1 protein-coding gene is annotated in these 20510 nt (G+C 61.4%); it reads right to left on the bottom strand.

Going from position 1 to position 20510, the window contains the following annotated elements; translation table 11 throughout:
• Positions 1-237: 237 nt before the first annotated feature.
• Entirely contained in the window at positions 238-20232 is a 19995-nt protein-coding gene (locus KBY02_RS04370) for a non-ribosomal peptide synthetase (protein WP_225649910.1), read from the bottom strand.
• Positions 20233-20510 lie beyond the last annotated feature (278 nt).

Below are 20510 nucleotides of genomic sequence, written 5' to 3'. Positions count from 1 at the left end.
AAAAGCTGAACCCATCTCATCAAAAATGAAACGGGTTCTGAGAAAAGGGCTGCCAACTGGCAGCCTTTTTTATTTTTGTTTCGGCAGAAACGTGAGGTTTGACTCGGTTAATTCCGGTCGAACGCGACTCCGGCCGGGCCTCGCCTGTTTTTGCCTTGCCTGACCTTCCTCTCGGCCATCATCCCAGACGGCAAAGACCAGGACGACGGGTGATGACAAAGGGAAGGTCAAACGAAACTAAACGGTTTCCAAAGACAATCTGGTTTGGCTGGCCCTCCCCTTATTGGTAACTGCCTCAAGGATCGCCCGCCCCAGCTCGCGAATGTCGGGCTCTTTCACAATGGAGTGATGAGTCCCCATGATGGAGATGACTTGCAACTGCTCCTTGGGCATCAGCGCCTCCCAACCCATGCTGATATCACTACGGTTTTCTCCCATTGCTGAGAATAAAGTGACACGCACCGGTAGCGCGGGCGGCCTGTAACGGTAGAGCGCCAGACCGATACTGCGGATCAGTGCCAGGTATCTTTTTGCAAGATCACTCTCTATACCTTCAGGAAGCAGACCTTGAACTTGCGTATAAGCCAACAAGGCCTCGAAATCCCGAGCAGCAGCCAAGTGTCTGACAGGCCCCTGGCGTACATCAGGCGGCAGAAGTCTCAACAAGGCTTCGATCTCGTCGAAATCCGGCCTCTCATCGAGATGAGCGTACCCACCCTCCTGCGCATCAAACAAATGCCGATAGTCGCTGGTGGTGTCGACAAGCCCGAGGAATTCTACCGTAGCACCGGCCCCTATCAGTTGGTGGGCAATTTCATAGGCGATCGTTCCCCCGGCAGACCAGCCGGCCACGCGATACGGCCCCTGTGGCTGTATATGGCGGATACCCTCAATGTAGCGTGAGGCCATTGCCTCGATAGTGGTGAGGTGTTCCTCTCCACTTTGCAGTCCGCTCGCCGAAAATCCATACACCGGAATGTCAGAGGGAATTTGCTTTGCCAACTGTTGGGCATAGCCGATATCCCCTGAGCCTTCATGAATGAGGAACAAAGGATGTTGAGCCCCCTCTTTGCGAAGGGTGGTTAGATTCGGATGCAGAGCCTTGTTCAAACCGCTATGGCAAGACGCGGCAAGTTCACAGATTGTCGGGTGCATGAACAGATCGCCTAACGCCACTTCGACCTCGAAGCGCTGACGCAGGCACGAAACCAGTTGCACTGCCAGCAGCGAATGCCCGCCCAGTTCGAAGAAGTGGTCATGGCGACCCACCCGCTCCAGCCCCAGCAATGCCTGCCAGATCTCCGCCAGCGCATGTTCGATTTCACCTACCGGCGCCTCGTAACCACGACTGGCATAAGCGTCATCCTCCGGTGCTGGCAATGCCCGTCGATCCAGCTTGCCGTTCGGCGTTAGCGGGAAACGCGCCAGCGTTACAAAGGCGCTCGGGATCATGTACTCCGCCAGCCCTTGCGACAGTTGCTCGCGCAACTGTGCCGCCGACAACACGGCGCCTTCCTGCGCCGTCAAATACGCCACCAGGCGTTTGTCTCCGGGACAGTGCTCGCGCGCCAGTACCACCGCCTCCCTGACCCCGGGGCAACCCGCAAGCTGCGACTCGATCTCGCCCAGTTCGATACGGTAGCCCCGGAGCTTGACCTGATCGTCGTTACGCCCCAGGTACTCGATATTGCCGTCTGCCAGCCAGCGCCCCAGATCGCCGCTCCTGTACATCCGCGCCGCCGGCTGGGCACTGAACGGATCCTCCAGGAAACGCTCCGCCGTCAATTCCGGCCGATTCAGATAACCACGGGCAACCCCAATACCGCCGATATGGATCTCGCCGCTGACCCCGATGGGTACCGGCTGGCCGTGCGCATCCAACAGGTAAATCTGTGTATTTGCTATCGGACGGCCGATCGGAACGATACCGATATCCTGCTCTGCCACGTAATGCCATGCAGTAACGTCAATGGCTGCTTCGGTGGGGCCGTAAAGATTGTGCAACTCGCTTTTCGGGAAATGTGCCTGGCCTTGCAATAGCAAAGCATGCGGCAGCGCTTCACCACTGCAAAGTACTCGCTTGAGCGTCGAACACCGGCCTGCTGGCGTCTGATTGACGAAGGCCTGCAGCATGGAAGGAACAAAGTGCAGCATGCTGATGCTTCGGCGCTCGATCACCTCCATCAGGTAGTGAGGGTCTTGATGCCCGCCGGGGCGGGCCATGACCAGTTGTGCCCCGGCCAGCAGAGGCAGGAAGATCTCCCAGACCGATACATCGAAGCCGAAGGGCGTCTTCTGCAAGACACGATCGTCGGCTCCAATCCGGTATTCGCTCTGCGCCCACCACAACCGGTTGACGACGCCGTCATGCTGGTTGGCCACGCCTTTGGGTTTACCAGTGGAACCCGAGGTATAGATCACATAGGCCAGGTGCTGCGGCGTGATGGCCGGTACCACGGGATTGTGGTCAGCCTCAACCTCCCAGTCGGCATCTTGCAGATCGAACGTCGGCACTGCCAACTCGCCCAGCAACGTCCGGGTCTCGCCCTGCACCAGCACCGCCACCGGCGCGCTGTCCTCCAGCATGTAGCGCAACCGCTCCGACGGATACCCAGGATCCAGCGGCACATACGCACCGCCCGCCTTCAGAATACCCAGCAAGCCCACCACCATTTCCAGGCTGCGCTGCGCACAAATCGCTACCCGATCATCCGGCTGGACACCCAGGCCGATCAGATAATGTGCCAGTCGATTCGCCCGGGCATTGAGTTCGCCATAGGTCAGGCTTGCGGTTTCATCGACCACCGCCAGGGCATCCGGCTGTTGTGCCACCTGCTCCTCGAACAGTTGATGGAGCAACGTGTCCGCCGGGTAGGCCGCTGCCGTATCGTTGAACGACTCCAGTACCTGCCGACGTTGCTCGCAGGACAGCAGCGGCAGTTGTCCGACTGCTTGCTGGTCATCCGCCACCATGCCTTCCAAGAGCACTTGCAGGTGCCCCGCCATCCGCTCGATCGTCGCACGCTCGAACAGATCGCTCGCGTATTCCAGAGAGCCGATCAACCCGCCATCCGCCTCGACCAGCGCAAGCGACAGGTCGAACTGGGCCGTCGTGTGCGGCGCTTGCAGCGGCTCCAGGCTCAGCTCTGGCAGACTGAGTTCGCCGCCGCCCGGGGTGTTGTTCAGCGCCAGCATGACCTGGAAGATCGGGCTATGGCCCAGGCTGCGCGGTGGTTGCAGCGCCTCGACCACCTGCTCGAACGGCAGGTCCTGATGTGCATGCGCCGCCAGCATGACCGCCTTGACCTGCTCCAGCAACGCCGCCACGCTCAGGTGCCCTTGCGGCCTGATTCGCAGCGCCAGTGTGTTGACGAAGAAGCCGATCAGCGACTCCAGTTCGCTGCGCGGACGATTCGCCACCGGCGTGCCGATCACCACATCGTCCTGTCCGCTGAAACGGCTCAACAGACTCGACCAGCCCACCAGCAAGGTCATGAACAGCGTCGCACCGTGACGCTGGCCCAACTGTCGCAACCCTGCCGTCAATGCAGGGCTCAGGGCCAGGCTCACCCTTCCGCCTGCGTAACTGCGCAACGGTGGGCGGCGGTGGTCGGTTGGCAGCTCCAGCAAGGCCGGTGCGCCGCTCAGGTGCTGCCGCCAGAAGTCGACCTGCGTTTGCAGCGTCTCGCCCTGCAAACACTGCCGCTGCCACGCGGCGTAGTCGACATACTGGAAGGCCAGTGCCGGCAGAGGGTCGGCCAGCCCCTGGCTGAAGGCCCGGTACAACGTACCGATTTCGTGCAGCAGAACGCCCGTCGACCAACCGTCCGAAACGATATGGTGCTGCGTCACCAGCAGGATGTGCTCCGTCTCCGACAGTTGCACAAGCCGTCCGCGAATCAGCGGACCGCTCGACAAATCGAATGGCGCCAGCGCCTCCTCGCCAGCGAGCTGCTGCACCGCCTCGTGTTGCGCTGCGCTGTCCAGAGCGCGCAGGTCATGAGTGACCAAGGCGAACCCCTGGGTTGCCGGCGCGATCACCTGGATCGCCTGGCCCTCGTGCAAGGCAAAATGGGTGCGCAGTGCTTCGTGGCGCGCCACGATCCGGTCCAGCGTGGCCTGCAAGGCCTCGCTGTCCAAACGGCCGCGCAAGCGCAGTCCCGCCGGGATGTGATAGGCCGCCCCCGCCGCCCGATCCAGTTGATCGAGGAACCACAAGCGTTGTTGCGCCCACGACAGCGGCAATGGCAGATTGCGATCCACCGGCGTCAACGACGTCTGCGCCGATAGCCGGGCGTTCGCCACCTGACGTGCCAGACCTTGCAGCGTCGGCTCGGCGAACACATCCCGCAGTGCCACTTCGACTTCGAAGCGCTGACGCAGGCGCGAAACCAGCTGCACCGCCAGCAACGAATGGCCGCCCAGTTCGAAGAAGTGGTCATGGCGACCCACCCGCTCCAGCCCCAGCAACGTCTGCCAGATCTCCGCCAGCGCATGCTCGATTTCACCAGCAGGCGCCTCGTAACCGCGACTGGCATAAGCGTCGTCCTTAGGCGTCGGCAATGCCCGACGATCCAGCTTGCCGCTAGGCGTTTGCGGGAAACCCGCCAGCGTTACGAAGGCACTCGGAATCATGTATTCCGCCAGCCCTTGCGACAGCTGCTCGCGCAACTGCGCCGCCGACAACACGGCACCTTCCTGCGCCGTCAGGTACGCCACCAGGCGTTTGTCGCCGGGACGGTGCTCGCGCGCCACTACCACCGCCTCCCTGACCCCGGGGCAAGCCGCCAGCTGCGACTCAATCTCGCCCAGCTCGATACGGAAACCCCGGAGCTTGACCTGATCGTCGTTGCGCCCCAGGTACTCGATATTGCCGTCCGCCAGCCAGCGCCCCAGATCGCCGCTCCTGTACATCCGCGCTGTCGGCTCGGCACTGAATGGGTCGTCCAGGAACCGCTCCGCCGTCAGTTCCGGCATATTCAGATAGCCACGGGCAACCCCCGCACCGCCGATATGGATCTCGCCAATGACCCCGATCGGTACCGGCTGGCCATGTGCATCCAGCAGGTAAATCCGTGTATTCGCGATCGGACGGCCTATCGGAAGTGAATGACCCGCTTGAACAGCGCTGTCGCACAGGTAAAAAGTAGAGTCACCCGCCGCTTCCGACGAACCGTAGAAATTCAGTATCGTGGCCGAAGGTAACCAGGCGCGAGTGCGAGCAAGCAGGGAGGACGAAAACACCTCGCCACTGCAAACGATCAGCCGCTTTTCTGGCGAAACTTGTCGGTTCTCTATTCTCGACAGTTCTTCCAGCAGTGAAGGGACAAGAACCAGACGGGTCAACTGATGCTCTGTAACCGCCTGCCATAGCTGTAGCGGATCCCTGGAGGCCAGCGGCGACACGATATGCAGTTGCGCGCCAAACAGTAAGGGCATCAGCGTTTCAGTCACCGAATCGAGAAAACTGATCGACGTTTTTTGTGCATGCTTTTCGAGTCGCTCACCACCGAAAGTGTTATGCATCCAGTAAAGACGGTTAACCATGGCCTGATGTGGACCGCCCACCCCTTTGGGTTTACCGGAGGAACCCGAGGTATAAATCACATAGGCCAGGTGCTGCGGCGTGATGGCCGGCACCACGGGATTGTGTTCAGGTTCAACCTCCCAGTCGCCCTCTTGCAGATCGAGGGTCCGCACCGCCAACTCACCCAGCAACGTCCGGGTCTCGCCCTGCACCAGCACCGCCACCGGCGCGCTGTCCTCCAGCATGTAGCGCAACCGCTCCGACGGATACCCAGGATCCAGCGGCACATACGCACCGCCCGCCTTCAGAATACCCAACAAGCCCACCACCATTTCCAGGCTGCGCTGCGCACAGATCGCGACCCGATCATCCGGCTGGACACCCAGGCCGATCAGATAATGTGCCAGTCGATTCGCCCGCGCGTTGAGTTCGCCATAGGTCAGGCTTCCGGTTTCATCGACCACCGCGGGGGCATCCGGTTGTTGTGCCACCTGTTCCTCGAACAGTTGATGGATCAACTTGTCCGCCGGGTAGGCCGCTACCGTATCGTTGAACGACTCCAACACCTGCCGACGTTGCTCGCAGGACAGCAGCGGCAGTTCTCCGACCGACTGTTGATCATCCGCCACCATGCCTTCCAGAAGTACCTGCAGGTGCCCCGCCATCCGCTCGATCGTCGCACGTTCGAACAGATCGCTCGCGTATTCCAGAGAGCCGATCAACCCGCCATCCGCCTCGACCAGCGCAAGCGACAGGTCGAACTGGGCCGTCGTGTGCGGTGCTTGCAGCGGCTCCAGGCTCAGCTCCGGCAGGCTGAGTTCGCCGCCGCCCGGGGTGTTGTTCAGCGCCAGCATGACCTGGAAGATCGGGCTATGGCCTAGGCTGCGCGGGGGTTGCAGCGCCTCGACCACCTGCTCGAACGGCAGGTCCTGATGCGCATGCGCCGCCAGCATGACCGCCTTGACCTGCTCCAGCAACGCCGCCACGCTCAGGCGCCCTTCCGGCCTGATGCGCAGCGCCAGTGTGTTGACGAAGAAGCCGATCAGCGACTCCAGTTCGCTGCGCGGACGATTCGCCACCGGCGTGCCGATCACCACATCATCCTGCCCGCTGAAGCGGCTCAACAGACTCGACCAGCCCACCAGCAAGGTCATGAACAGCGTCGCACCGTGACGCTGGCCCAACTGTCGCAACCCCGCCGTCAATGCCGGGCTCAGGGCCAGGCTCACCCTTCCACCTGCGTAACTGCGCAACGGTGGGCGGCGATGGTCGGTTGGCAGCTCCAGCAAGGCCGGTGCGCCGCTCAGGTGCTGCCGCCAGAAATCGACCTGCGTTTGCAGGGTTTCGCCCTGCAACCATTGCCGCTGCCACGCCGCGTAGTCGACATACTGGAAGGCCAGTGCCGGCAGAGGGTCGGCCAGCCCCTGGCTGAAGGCGCGGTACAACATGCCGATTTCGTGCAGCAGAACGCCCGTTGACCAACCGTCCGAAACGATATGGTGCTGTGTCACCAGCAGGATGTGCTCCGTCTGCGACAGTTGCACAAGTCGTCCGCGAATCAGCGGGCCGCTCGACAAGTCGAACGGCGCCAGCGCCTCCTCGCGAGCGAGCCGCTCCACCGCCTCGTGTTGCGCTGCGCTGTCCAGAGCGCGCAGGTCATGAGTGACCAGGGCGAACCCTTGAGTTGCCGGCGCGATCACCTGAATCGCCTGGCCCTCGTGCAAGGCAAAATGGGTGCGCAGTGCTTCGTGGCGCGCCACGATCCGCTCCAGCGTGGCCTGCAAGGCCTCGCTGTCCAATCGGCCGCGCAAGCGCAGCCCCGCCGGGATGTGATAAGCGGCTCCCGCCGCCCGGTCCAGTTGATCGAGGAACCACAAGCGTTGTTGCGCCCACGACAGCGGCAATGGCAGATCGCGGTCGACCGGCGTCAACGGCGTCTGCGCCGAGAGCCGGGCGTTCGCCACCTGACGTGCCAGACCTTGCAGTGTCGGCTCGGCAAACACATCCCGCAGCGCCACCTCGACTTCGAAGCGCTGACGCAGACGCGAAACCAGCTGCACCGCCAGCAACGAATGGCCGCCCAGTTCGAAGAAGTGGTCATGACGCCCTACCCGCTCCAGCCCCAGCAACGCCTGCCAGATCTCTGCCAGCGCATGCTCGATTTCACCAGCAGGCGCCTCGTAGCCACGGCTGGCATAAGCGTCGTCCTCCGGCGCCGGCAATGCCCGACGATCCAGCTTGCCGTTCGGCGTTAGCGGGAAACGCGCCAGCGTTACAAAGGCACTCGGGATCATGTACTCCGCCAGCCCTTGCGACAGTTGCTCGCGCAACTGTGCCGCCGACAACTCGACACTTTCCTGCGCCGTCAGGTACGCCACCAGGCGTTTGTCGCCGGGACGGTGCTCGCGTACCAGCACCACCGCCTCCCTGACACCGGGGCAAGCCGCCAGCTGTGACTCGATCTCGCCCAGCTCGATACGGAAGCCGCGGAGCTTGACCTGATCGTCGTTGCGCCCCAGGTACTCGATATTGCCGTCCGCCAGCCAGCGTCCCAGATCGCCGCTTCTGTACATCCGCGCCGCCGGCTCGGCACTGAACGGGTCGTCCAGGAAACGCTCCGCCGTCAATTCCGGCAGATTCAGATAACCCCGGGCAACCCCCGCACCGCCGATATGAATCTCGCCGCTGACCCCGATGGGCACCGGCTGGCCGTGTGCATCCAATAGGTAAATGCGTGTGTTGCCGATGGGGCGGCCAATAGGAATCGAGCGCGAATTGTCGGACAGCGCATGGATCTCATAGGTGCTGGCAAAGGTCGTTGTTTCCGTTGGTCCATAGCCATTGATCAGATGCCTCGGGCGATGGGCGCGGGACAAAACCTTCGCAACGCTCACTGGATCGAGCACATCGCCACCGACCAGGAGATATCGCAGCTTTGAGAAGGCGACGGCGAGTACATCGACATATTCATTGAACAATCCAGCAGTCAACCATAAAGCGGTCACGCCACCTTCAATCAATACATGGTTCAAGCGCGCGGGATTGAGCAGCGTCGCCTGAGACACAACCAACAGTTTCGCCCCATTGAGCAGCGCACTCCAGATTTCCCAGGTCGAAGCGTCGAAGGCCGTATTGGCGCCATGCGCAACGCAATCCTCTGTGGTGATCCTGGCATAATGATTATTGATAACCAGACGCAACACACTGCGGTGCTCAATCAGCACGCCCTTCGGCACTCCCGAGGAGCCGGATGTATACATCACATAAGCCGGCATTCTCGACGTCAGCTCCAGGGCATCAAGATCCGGATTGCCACACGGCAGCCCACCGGTCCCTGAGGACAGGTCCACGCTGTCCAACACGACCTGCGGCACATTCACCGCCGGCAGGCATTCCTGCAGAGCCTCTTGCACCAGCACTGCTACCGGCGCGCTGTCTTCCAGCATGTAGCGCAATCGCTCAGGCGGATACCCAGGGTCCAGCGGCACGTACGCACCGCCCGCCTTCAGAATACCCAGCAAGCCCACCACCATTTCCAGGCTGCGCTGCGCACAGATCGCAACCCGATCATCCGGCTGGATACCCAGGCCGATCAGATAATGTGCCAGTCGATTCGCCCGGGCGTTGAGTTCGCCATAAGTCAGGCTTGCGGTTTCATCAACCACCGCCAAGGCATCCGGTTGTTGCGCCGCCTGCTCCTCGAACAGTTGATGGAGCAATTTTTCCGCCGGGTAGGCCGCTGCCGTATCGTTGAACGACTCCAGTACCTGCCGACGTTGCTCGCAGGACAGCAGCGGCAGTTCTGCGACCGCTTGCTGGTCATCCGCCACCATGCCTTCCAGAAGTACCTGCAGGTGCCCCGCCATCCGCTCGATCGTCGCAAGTTCGAACAGATCGCTCGCGTATTCCAGAGAGCCGATCAACCCGCCATCCGCCTCGACCAGCGCAAGCGACAGGTCGAACTGGGCCGTCGTGTGCGGTGCTTGCAGCGGCTCCAGGCTCAGCTCCGGCAGGCTGAGTTCGCCGCCGCCCGGGGTGTTGTTCAGCGCCAGCATGACCTGGAAGATCGGGCTATGGCCCAGGCTGCGCGGGGGCTGCAACGCCTCCACCACCTGCTCGAACGGCAGGTCCTGATGCGCATGCGCCGCCAGCATGACCGCCTTGACCTGCTCGAGCAACGCCGCCACGCTCAGGTGCCCTTGCGGCCGGATGCGCAGCGCCAGTGTGTTGACGAAGAAGCCGATCAGCGACTCCAGTTCGCTGCGCGGACGATTTGCCACCGGCGTGCCGATCACCACGTCGTCCTGTCCGCTGAAGCGGCTCAGCAGACTCGACCAGCCCACCAGCAAGGTCATGAACAGCGTCGCACCGTGACGCTGACCCAACTGTCGCAACCCTGCCGTCAATGCCGGGCTCAGGGCCAGGCTCACCCGTCCGCCGGAATAACTGCGCAACGGTGGGCGGCGATGGTCGGTTGGCAGCTCCAGCAAGGCCGGTGCGCCGCTCAGGTGCTGCCGCCAGAAATCGACCTGCGTTTGCAGGGTTTCGCCCTGCAGCCACCGCCGCTGCCACGCCGCGTAGTCGACATACTGGAAGGCCAGTGCCGGCAGAGGGTCGGCCAGCCCTTGGCTGAAGGCGCGGTACAACGTACCGATTTCGTGCAGCAGAACGCCCGTCGACCAACCGTCCGAAACGATATGGTGCTGCGTCACCAGCAGGATGTGCTCCGTCTCCGACAGTTGCACAAGCCGCCCGCGAATCAGCGGACCACTCGACAAGTCGAACGGCGCCAGCGCCTCCTCGCCAGCGAGCCGCTCTACGGCCTCGTGTTGTGCCGCGCTGTCCAGAGCGCGCAGGTCATGGCTCGCCAGGGCGAAACCCTGGGTCTCCGGCGCGATCACCTGGATCGCCTGGCCCTCGTGCAAGGCAAAATGGGTGCGCAGGGTTTCGTGGCGCGCCACGATCCGGTCCAGCGTGGCCTGCAAGGCGTCTCTGTTCAATCGGCCGCGCAAGCGCAGTCCCGCCGGAATGTGATAAGCAGCCCCCGCGGCCCGGTCCAGTTGATCGAGGAACCACAAGCGCTGCTGCGCCCACGACAGCGGCAATGGCAGATTGCGATCCACCAGCGTCAATGGCGTCTGCGCCGATAGCCGGGCGTTCGCCACCTGACGTGCCAGACCTTGCAGTGTCGGCTCGGCAAACACATCCCGCAGTGCTACCTCGACTTCGAAGCGCTGACGCAGACGCGAAACCAGTTGCACCGCCAGTAAAGAATGGCCGCCCAGTTCAAAGAAGTGGTCATGACGCCCTACCCGCTCCAGCCCCAGCAACGCCTGCCAGATCTCTGCCAGCGCATGCTCGACTTCACCTGCTGGCGCCTCGTAATCACGACTGGCATAAGCGTCGTCCTCCGGCGCCGGCAATGCCCGACGATCCAGCTTGCCGTTCGGCGTTAGCGGGAAACGCGCCAGCGTTACAAAGGCACTCGGGATCATGTACTCCGCCAGCCCTTGCGACAGTTGCTCACGCAACTGTGCCGCCGACAACACGGCGCCTTCCCGCGCCGTCAGGTACGCCACCAGGCGTTTGTCGCCGGGGCGGTGCTCGCGCACCAACACCACCGCCTCCCTGACCCCAGGGCAAGCCGCCAGCTGCGACTCGATCTCGCCCAGCTCGATACGGAAACCCCGAATCTTGACCTGATCGTCGCTGCGCCCCAGGTACTCGATATTGCCGTCTGCCAGCCAGCGCCCCAGATCACCGCTCCTGTACATCCGCGCCGCCGGCTCGGCACTGAACGGGTCATCCAGAAAACGCTCCGCCGTCAGTTCCGGCAGATTCAGATAGCCACGGGCAACCCCCGCACCGCCGATATGAATCTCGCCGCTGACCCCGATCGGTACCGGCTGGCCGTGCGCATCCAGCAGGTAAATCCGTGTGTTCGCGATCGGACGGCCGATTGGAAACACCGAAGACCGATAACAGTCGATATCGTCAATCAATCTGTGCCAGGCCACCACGTCGCTACACTCCGTAGGCCCGTAACTGTTAATGAATTCGGGCCTCGGCTCGGGAAGCATTTCCAGCCTGGCGACTTGAATAGGCTCTCCGCCCAGTACCACCCGGCGAATGCTGTCGAGCTGTCTTGAATCGTTTGCATCGATGAGTGTGTTGAACGCACTGGGTGAAAGATTGATATGGGTAATATGCTCGCGTTGAATCTGCTCCAGCAGCACCTCTGGAATGAAAGCCTCTCTGGCCAGGTGCAGTGTTCCACCGACCAACAACGGCCCCAGGATATTTTTTTGCGTCAGATCGAAGCTGTAGGAGGAAACAAGCAGCACGGCATCATCGGACGCCAGTTTCAGCTCGGCCAGATACCAGTGCATCAGGTTTAGAAAGCCCCTTTGCTCGATCAACACGCCCTTGGGTTGGCCGCTCGAGCCTGAGGTATAGATCACATAGGCCAGATGATCCGGCTTGACGGCTCGCGCCACTGGATCATGGTCAGCCTCAGCTTCCCAGCACCCGCCTTCCAGGTCCAGCAGCGGCACCGCTAACTCGCCCGGCAACGCCCGGGTCGCGCTCTGCACCAGCACCGCCGCCGGCGCGCTGTCTTCCAGCATGTAGCGCAACCGCTGCTCCGGATACGCTGGGTCCAGCGGCACGTAGGCAGCGCCCGCCTTCAGGATCCCCAGCAAGCCCACCACCATTTCCGGGCTGCGTTCTACGCAGATCGCCACCCGGTCATCCGGCCCGATGCCCAACCCGATCAGATGATGCGCCAACTGGTTGGCACGCGCATTCAGTTGCGCATAAGTGAATGTGCGCGCCTCAAATACCAGCGCAATCGCTTCTGGCGTCTTTTCTACTTGCGCTTCGAATAACTGATGGACGCAGGCGCCTTGCGGATAATCCACGGCCGTCGCATTCCACTCCTGCAGCAACTGACGCTCGGATCGCGGCAGCATCTCCAGACTGCGCAGCAACGACTCAGGTGAGTGTTCCAGCGCGTCGACCAGACTCTCCAGCGCCGTCTCCATGTAAGCACATACCCGCTGCGGATCAATCCCCGCCTTGGCTTGAACGGTCAGGGCAAAGCCCTCGCCCAGATCGTCCACAGCCAGTGTCAGCGGATAGTTGGTTCGCTCATTCCAGCCCAAGACCTCGATTCCGCTCCAGGCGCGGTCTCCCTGGTCCGAGACTTGCGGCTCGGCGCTGTGGCGGTAATTCAGCAGCGCGCTGAACAGCGGCAACGGCGGAGCAATGGCGCTGCAGCGTTGCGCCAGCGCCAACGACGCATGTTCGTGACCGAGCAGCGCGGTCAGGCGGGCATGCGTGGCCTTCACCCCCTCACGCACGCCTTGCTCACCGACGTTCAAGCACAACGGCAAGGTGTTGATGAACATCCCCAACGAGCGGTCGGCGCCGTCGCCACCCTGCATGCGTCCCAGCAACACCGTACCGAACACCACGTCTTCCCGGCCCGACGTGCGCCCCAGCACCTGCGCCCAGGCCAGATGATGCAGGCTGGCAGCACTAACGCCCAGGCTCCTGGCTTGCCGACGGATCCTGCCCGCCAGATCTGCGGAAACCGCCTGCCTGGCTTGCTTGATGTCCCGACCGTCGCCCTGCACATCGTGCAAACCGAATGGCAGCGTCGGTTCTGTCACCTGACCGAGCATTTCCTGGAAGAACGCTTCATGCGCCGCTTGGCTTACGCCCAATCGCGCCTGCGCCACATGATTGCGATAGGGTACCGAATCCGGCAGGCCGGCTGCCTGCCCCAGCAGATCCGCCTGCACCTCATGTTGCACCACTTCCAGCGCCATATGGTCCAGCACCATGTGGTGAAACAGCAGAATCGCCACCCAGCGACTATTCGCTTCGTCGTAGGCGTAAGCCATCTTCATCAAGGGCGCTTTCGTCAAATCCAGCCGGAAATGCCTGGGGTCGAAGCGCTCCTGGAGTTGCTGTTCGATGTCTCCGTCGGCCGCCTTCAGCGCCAACGCCTCCACGGCCAATGGCGCTTCGCGCCAGACTGTCTGAACCGGCTCGTCAAGCCCCTCCCACAGCACTGCTGTTCTCAAGATGTCATGCCTGGCAATCACGCCCTGAAGTGCCCGCACAAACGCCTTCAAGTGATCTTCGCTTGGCAGCGCAAAACGCGTATTTAGCAGATAGGGGTCACCCTCGACCGACGCAAGGTGGTGGAACAACACCCCTTCCTGCAGTGGCGCCAGTGCATAGATATCCTGGACGTTCGCCGTCCCGCCTGGCACAGCACGCACAATCCGCTCGATGGCGTCCTCGCTCAGGTCCGCGAGCGGTAACATCGACGGTGTAATTCGTGTGCACCCGACCACGATTCCGTTGGCGGGTACTTCCACCTCATGACCGTTACCCAATACCTCGGCAAACGCCGAAAGGGTTGGCTGGGCAAACAGCATCCGCACATCCGCCGACATTCCCGCTTGACGCATCCGGCCCATCAGACTGACGGCCAGTAGCGAATGCCCACCCAGCTCGAAGAAGTGATCGTGGCGACCCACCCGTTCGACACCAAGCAGCTCTTGCCAGATTTCGGCAAGCGCCCTCTCGACCGTCCCGCACGGCGCTTCGTAGCCGCGGCTCACATAAGCGTCAGCCTCCGGCACAGGCAACGCCCGGCGATTCAGCTTGCCGTTAGGTGTCAGCGGCCACCCCGGCAATTTCACATACGCGGCCGGCACCATGTACTCCGGAAGACTCGCCTGCAAGGCCGCCCGTAGCGTCTGCACCGCAATAGTCTCTTTAGCTTCTCGCGTCGTGTAATACGCGATCAGACGCTTATCACCCGGCGTGTCTTCCCGGGCAATCACCACCGCCTCTCCGACACCAGGGCACCCAGCCAGCTGCGCCTCAATCTCGCCCAGCTCGATACGGAAGCCACGGAGCTTGACCTGATCGTCGTTGCGTCCCAGGTATTCGATATTGCCGTCCGCCAGCCAACGCCCCAAATCGCCGCTCCTGTACATCCGCGCCGTCGGGTCGTTGCTGAAACGGTCTTTCACGAACCGCTCTGCGGTCAGCGCATCACGATTCAAATAGCCGCGCGCGAGCTGTACACCCGCGATATAAATCTCGCCGCAGACGCCAACCGGGACCGGTTGCATGTGCGGGTCCAGCAGGTACATCCGGGTATTGGCGACCGGCCGGCCGATCGGCACGATCCCCGCATGCAGGTCGGGCACACAGTGCCAGTAGGTGACGTCGACAGCGGCTTCAGTGGGGCCATACAGGTTATGCAATTGCACATGTGCAAAGCGTTGCTCGAAGTGCTTTTGCAAACTATAGGGCAACGCCTCGCCGCTACAGAACACCTGCCGCAATGTGCTACAGGCCAGCGGGCCAGCCTGATTGAGGAAGCTCTGCAACATGGACGGTACGAAATGCAATATCGTGACACCCGAGTCTGCGATCAACCCGGCCAGATACTCGGGGTCCTGATGGCCTCCCGGACGCGCGATCACCAATTGCGCACCCGCGAGCAAGGGTAGAAAAAATTCCCAGACCGACACGTCAAAACCGAACGGTGTCTTTTGCAAGACGCGGTCTTCGCGACTCAGCCGATATTGGTCCTGTGCCCACAACAGGCGGTTCACAATGGCGCGATGCTCGATCATCACGCCCTTGGGCTGACCGGTCGAACCCGAGGTATAGATCACATAAGCCAGGTGCTGTGGCGTGACCGTCGGCAACACACGATCATGCCTGGCTTCAGCCGCCCGGTTCACGCTTTGCAGATCCAGCACCGGCATCGTCAGCGCACCCAGCAAGTCCCGGGTCGTACGCTGCACCAGCACCGCAACCGGCGCGCTGTCCTCCAGCATGTAGCGCAACCGCTCCGGCGGATACCCAGGGTCCAGCGGCACGTAGGCACCGCCCGCCTTCAGGATCCCCAGCAAGCCCACCACCATCTCCACACTGCGTTCCACACAGATCGCCACGCGGTCGTCCGGAGCAATGCCCAGTGACAGCAAGACATCAGCCACCTGATTGCTGCGTTCGTTGAGGTCCGCGTATGTCACACGCTCGTTGCCGCACACCAGTGCAAGCGCTTGAGGCTGCTGCTGCACTTGCTGTTCGAAAAGTTGATGGACCAATAGATCCTGTTGCCAGGCATGATGTGTCGCGTTGAACTCGACAAGCACTTGCCGACGTTCGGTTTCGCCCAAAAGCTCGATCGCGCCCACAACCTGGCGCTCGTTCTCGACCATCGCACGCAGCACCCGTTCCAGATACGCCACGTAGCGTTGGGCCGTCTCGCGGTCGAACAGCGCCGTGGCATATTCCAGCGAACCGACGATCCGTCCCTCCACCTCCGCCAAGTCGAGGGACACATCGTACTTGGTGGTGCGTGCTACCGAATCCAGCAGCGTTAGCTCCAGCCCCGCCAACGCCAGTTCTGCCGGCGGCGTGTTCTGCCACGACAGCATCGCCTGGAACAGCGGACTATGGGACAAGCTGCGCACCGGCTTGAGCAACTCCACCACCTGCTCGAACGGCAGATCCTGGTGTTCATACGCCTCCAGCGTGCAGGCCTTGACGCGACTCAGCAATGTCTCGACCGTCGGATCGTTCGACACATTCACGCGCAACGCCAGGGTATTGACAAAAAACCCGATCAGGCCCTCGACCTCAGCGCTCATCCGGTTCGCCACCGGCGAACCGATCACCACCTCATCCTGCCCCGACAAACGACTCAATACCGTCGCCCAGCCCGCCAGCAATGTCATGAACAGGGTCGTGCCGTGCCGTCGACTCAGCGCCTTGAGCTCGTGGCTCAGCGTCGCATCCAGCACCACGGGCACCGCATCGCCCGTATAGTCCTGCTGCGCCGGACGGACACGATCAGAGGGCAACATCAGCAATGCCGGCGCATCGAGTAGAGCGGTCTGCCAGTAGATGCTTTGCTTGTGCAATACCGCGCCGCTCAACCAGCCTCGTTGCCACACCGCATAGTCCGCGTACTGGATCGACAACTGCGGCAACGGGTCTGCCTCAGCTTGGCAACCGCTCGCGTAGAGTGCTCCCAACTCGCGCGTCAACACGCCCATCGACCAGCCATCCGATACGATGTGGTGCATCGTCAACAGCAACACATGCTCTTGATCGCCCAGCCGAACCAGACTCCCTCGAATCAGCGGTCCCTGCTGAAGATCGAAGCGCCCGACGGCTTCTTCGTCCATCAGTCGTGCCAACTCACTCGAGCTATCGGCATGCGTCGTGAGATCGTACTTGCGCAACGGGCAGCCTGTTTCCTCGGGATGGATGCACAGCTCTACGGCCTGATCCCCGGTCTGGACAAACGTTGTGCGCAGTACTTCGTGACGCGCCACAATGCGGTTCAACGCACGTTGCAAGGCCGCCTCATCCAGCGCGCCGACGATGCGCAGCCCCGCCGGTATGTGGTAAGCAGCGCTGGCACCTTCCATTTGCGCCAGAAACCACAACCGTTGCTGAGCAAACGACAGCGGCAGTCGCGCCTCTCGTGACGTTTGCACAATCTGCGGCAACGTATTGTTTTGTGCCTGCGCCACCACGCAGGCAAGCGCCTCGAGCTGCGGATGGGCGAATAACGCGGCCAGTTCCAACTCCACGTTCAAACGCTGCCGGACCAGGGAGATAAGCCTCATCGCCAGCAGCGAATGCCCACCCAGCTCGAAGAAGTGATCATTGCGCCCCGCCCGATCAACACCGAGCAGCTCCTGCCAGATATCCGCCAGCGCACGCTCGACTTCGCCTGCCGGCGCCTCGTAGTCACGACTGGCATAAGCGTCGTCCCCCGGCGCCGGCAATGCCCGCCGATCCAGCTTGCCGTTCGGCGTCAGCGGCCATTCGGACAATTTCACATACGCCGCCGGCACCATGTATTCCGGCAGCCTCGCCTGCAAGGCAGCACGTAACGTCTGTGCCGTAATCGCCTGTGCAGCTTCCTGAATCGTGTAATACGCCGTCAGACGCTTTTCACCCGGCGTATCCTCTTGGGCAATCACCACCGCGTCCCTGATGTCCGCGATCTGTCTCAGTTGCGCCTCAATCTCGCCCAGCTCGATACGAACTCCCCGGAGCTTGACCTGATCGTCATTGCGCCCCAGGTACTCGATATTGCCGTCAGACAACCAGCGCCCCAGATCGCCACTCCTGTACATCCGCGCCGCCGGTTCGGCACTGAACGGGTCATCCAGAAAACGCTCCGCCGTCAGTTCCGGCCTGTTCAGATAACCCCGGGCAACCCCTGCGCCGCCGATATAAATCTCGCCGCTCACCCCGATGGGTACCGGCTGGCCGTGTGCATCCAACAGGTAAACCTGCGTATTGGCTATCGGACGGCCTATGTGCAATACCGACTGCGTTGCATCGATCAGACCGGATGTGGCCACAACCGTAGTCTCGGTCGGACCATAGTTGTTGATCAGCGCAACCCGACTATCCGGATTGGGAAACTGACGCAACCGGTCTCCACCGATCAGCAACGTTTGCAGCGACGCCGGCTCAATCCCTTGGGCGAACGCAATCTCGGCAATCGGCGTAGGCAAGAAGCTCACATCCAGTTCTTGCCGACGCCACCATCCCAGCAGCACATCGACATCATTGCCAAGCGCTTGTCCAGGCAACAGCGACAGGCTGGCTCCCACGCACAGCGCTGGCCATAGTTCCCAGACGCAAGCATCGAAACCGACGCCCGCCACGCTCGAAACCCGCTTGCGATGGGTCAGATTGAACGCCTCGCAATGCCACGCCACCAGGTTCACGAGATTGCGATGCTCGATCATCACGCCCTTGGGCTGGCCGGTCGAACCCGAGGTATAGATCACATAAGCCAGGTGCTGTGGCGCGACCGTCGGCAACACGCAGTCATGCTCGGCTTCAGCCGCCCGGTTCACGCTTTGCAGATCCAGCACCGGCATCGCCAACGCACCCAGCAAGTCCCGGGTCGTACGCTGCACCAGCACCGCCACCGGCGCGCTGTCCTCCAGCATGTAGCGCAACCGCTCCGGCGGATACCCAGGGTCCAGCGGCACGTAGGCACCGCCCGCCTTCAGAATCCCCAGCAAGCCCGCCACCATCTCCACACTGCGCTCCACACAGATCGCTACACGGTCGTCCGGAGCAATGCCCAGCGACAGCAAGACATCAGCCACCTGATTGCTGCGTTCGCTGAGCTCAGCGTAGGTCACACGCTCGTCGCCGCAGACCAGTGCAAGCGCTTGGGGCTGCTGCTGCGCTTGCTGTTCGAAAAGCTGATGGACCAATAGATCCTGTTGCAAGGCCTGATGTGTCGCGTTGAAATCGACAAGCACTTGCCGGCGTTCCGCTTCCCCCATAAGCGCAAGCTGGCCAATCGGCGTCGATTCATGAGCGGCAACCGACTCCAGGAGCAGCGTAATGCGGTCCCGAATCCGCTCAACTTCGTCCGGGCGAAAGCAGGCCAGATTGAAGTTGAAGTCAACGACTACGTCTTCATCCGAATAGTAATCACAGATAGCGATTGAGAGCGGCGTCTGATCGAAGCCGCTGTACATCCTGATCGCCTTCGAAGGGGCGCCGCCAAAGACAAAGTCTGCGTCAAATTTTTCGAATGAAAGCGTGATATCGAAGATCTGCTTGCGCCTGGAATGGCCAATATTCAGAGCGCGATTCAGTTCGGCAATCGGGAAGTGCTCGTGGCGGTAGCAGCGTCGCAATTCGGCGGCCACATCGCCCATCAATTCGAGCAGGGAACGATTGGGGTCAACCCGTACGCCGACCGGGATGACAGAAGAAAACATCCCGATCGTCTGCTTCTGGCGGGCCGTCGTGCGGTTATGCAGGGGCATGCCGATGATGACTTCTTCTGCACCACCGACGCGTGAAAAATAGGCACTGACGACTGCAAAGAATACCGTGACAGGAGAAAGGCCATGCTCGGTGGCAACCGCGGCCACAGCATTGAACAGGTCACGCTTGATCGTCGAGCGAATATGACCGCTCTTGCACATCGAACCCACGGCATGGTCGCCGGACCACTGCAGCAGGGATGGCGGTATATGTGCGTAACGTTCGCGCCAAAACGACCGGTCACGCTCCAGGCGCGGCGAATTCAGATAGGCCTGGTCTTTGGCCAGGAAGTCGCTGTAGGAAGGGTCTTCCTCGAACGCGTCGATGCCCACCAGTAAATTGTTGTAGGCCTTCTCGACTGCATGGCAAAACAGCGTCACCCCTGCGCCGTCCATGACCAAATGATGGTAGCGGCCCAGCCAGTAGTGACGGGATGCACTGCACCGTACGAGCTGCGCCTCCCAAAGAATGCCTTCCAATGGATTGAACGGTCGGGAAAATGCGTGTTGAAGGTATTCCTGCGCTCGCTCGACACTGTCACCGTAGTCTGAAAAATCGACGAGCGCGAGTGTGATATCGACAGATGGCAGCACCCTCTGCCGGGCTATATCACCGTCCTGGAACAAGGCAAGCCGTAGCGCATCGTTATGCTTGGCAACGAGCTTGATAGCCTTCTCGAACATCGGAATATCGAGATCACCTTTGATCTCCAGCGTCATGCCGATGTTGTACAGCGGTATGTCCGAATTCGCTATCTGACCGAGCCAGATACCCTGCTGTACAGAGGATAGTTCATACGAGACATTGGAGTTGTTCGATACGTGTTGATGTGACGACGTCATGCGTAAACATCCCTGATTTTAATATCCTTTCGGGAGCCGAGTGACGATGTTCGCGGCCCTGCCGAATTCCTGGCGTGCTGGCCAAGTTCCATACAGAACTCGGCAGTTACAGCACAAGTTTGTCGCAGATAAACCGGTCGACAGTACCGACTAGTAGCACCTTGATACTTCCAGCCTGCGAATTTCTATTTTCCCCTAAGTCGTGAACGGCCCGAACCGACGAAAAAAAGACGCTGACCCCGGATAAGCTGCTAGACCTGCAATAATAGCGTTGACAC

The organism is Pseudomonas sp. P129 (assembly GCF_020312195.1).
Taxonomy (GTDB): Bacteria; Pseudomonadota; Gammaproteobacteria; order Pseudomonadales; family Pseudomonadaceae; genus Aquipseudomonas; species Aquipseudomonas fragariae.
Note: the sequence above shows the minus strand (reverse complement) of the source record. Positions and strands in the feature narration are given on the sequence as shown.

Coding starts and splice junctions, on each gene's coding strand:
- KBY02_RS04370 (WP_225649910.1), bottom strand. CDS start 20,232: ATGACGTCGTCACATCAACACGTATCGAACAACTCCAATGTCTCGTAT.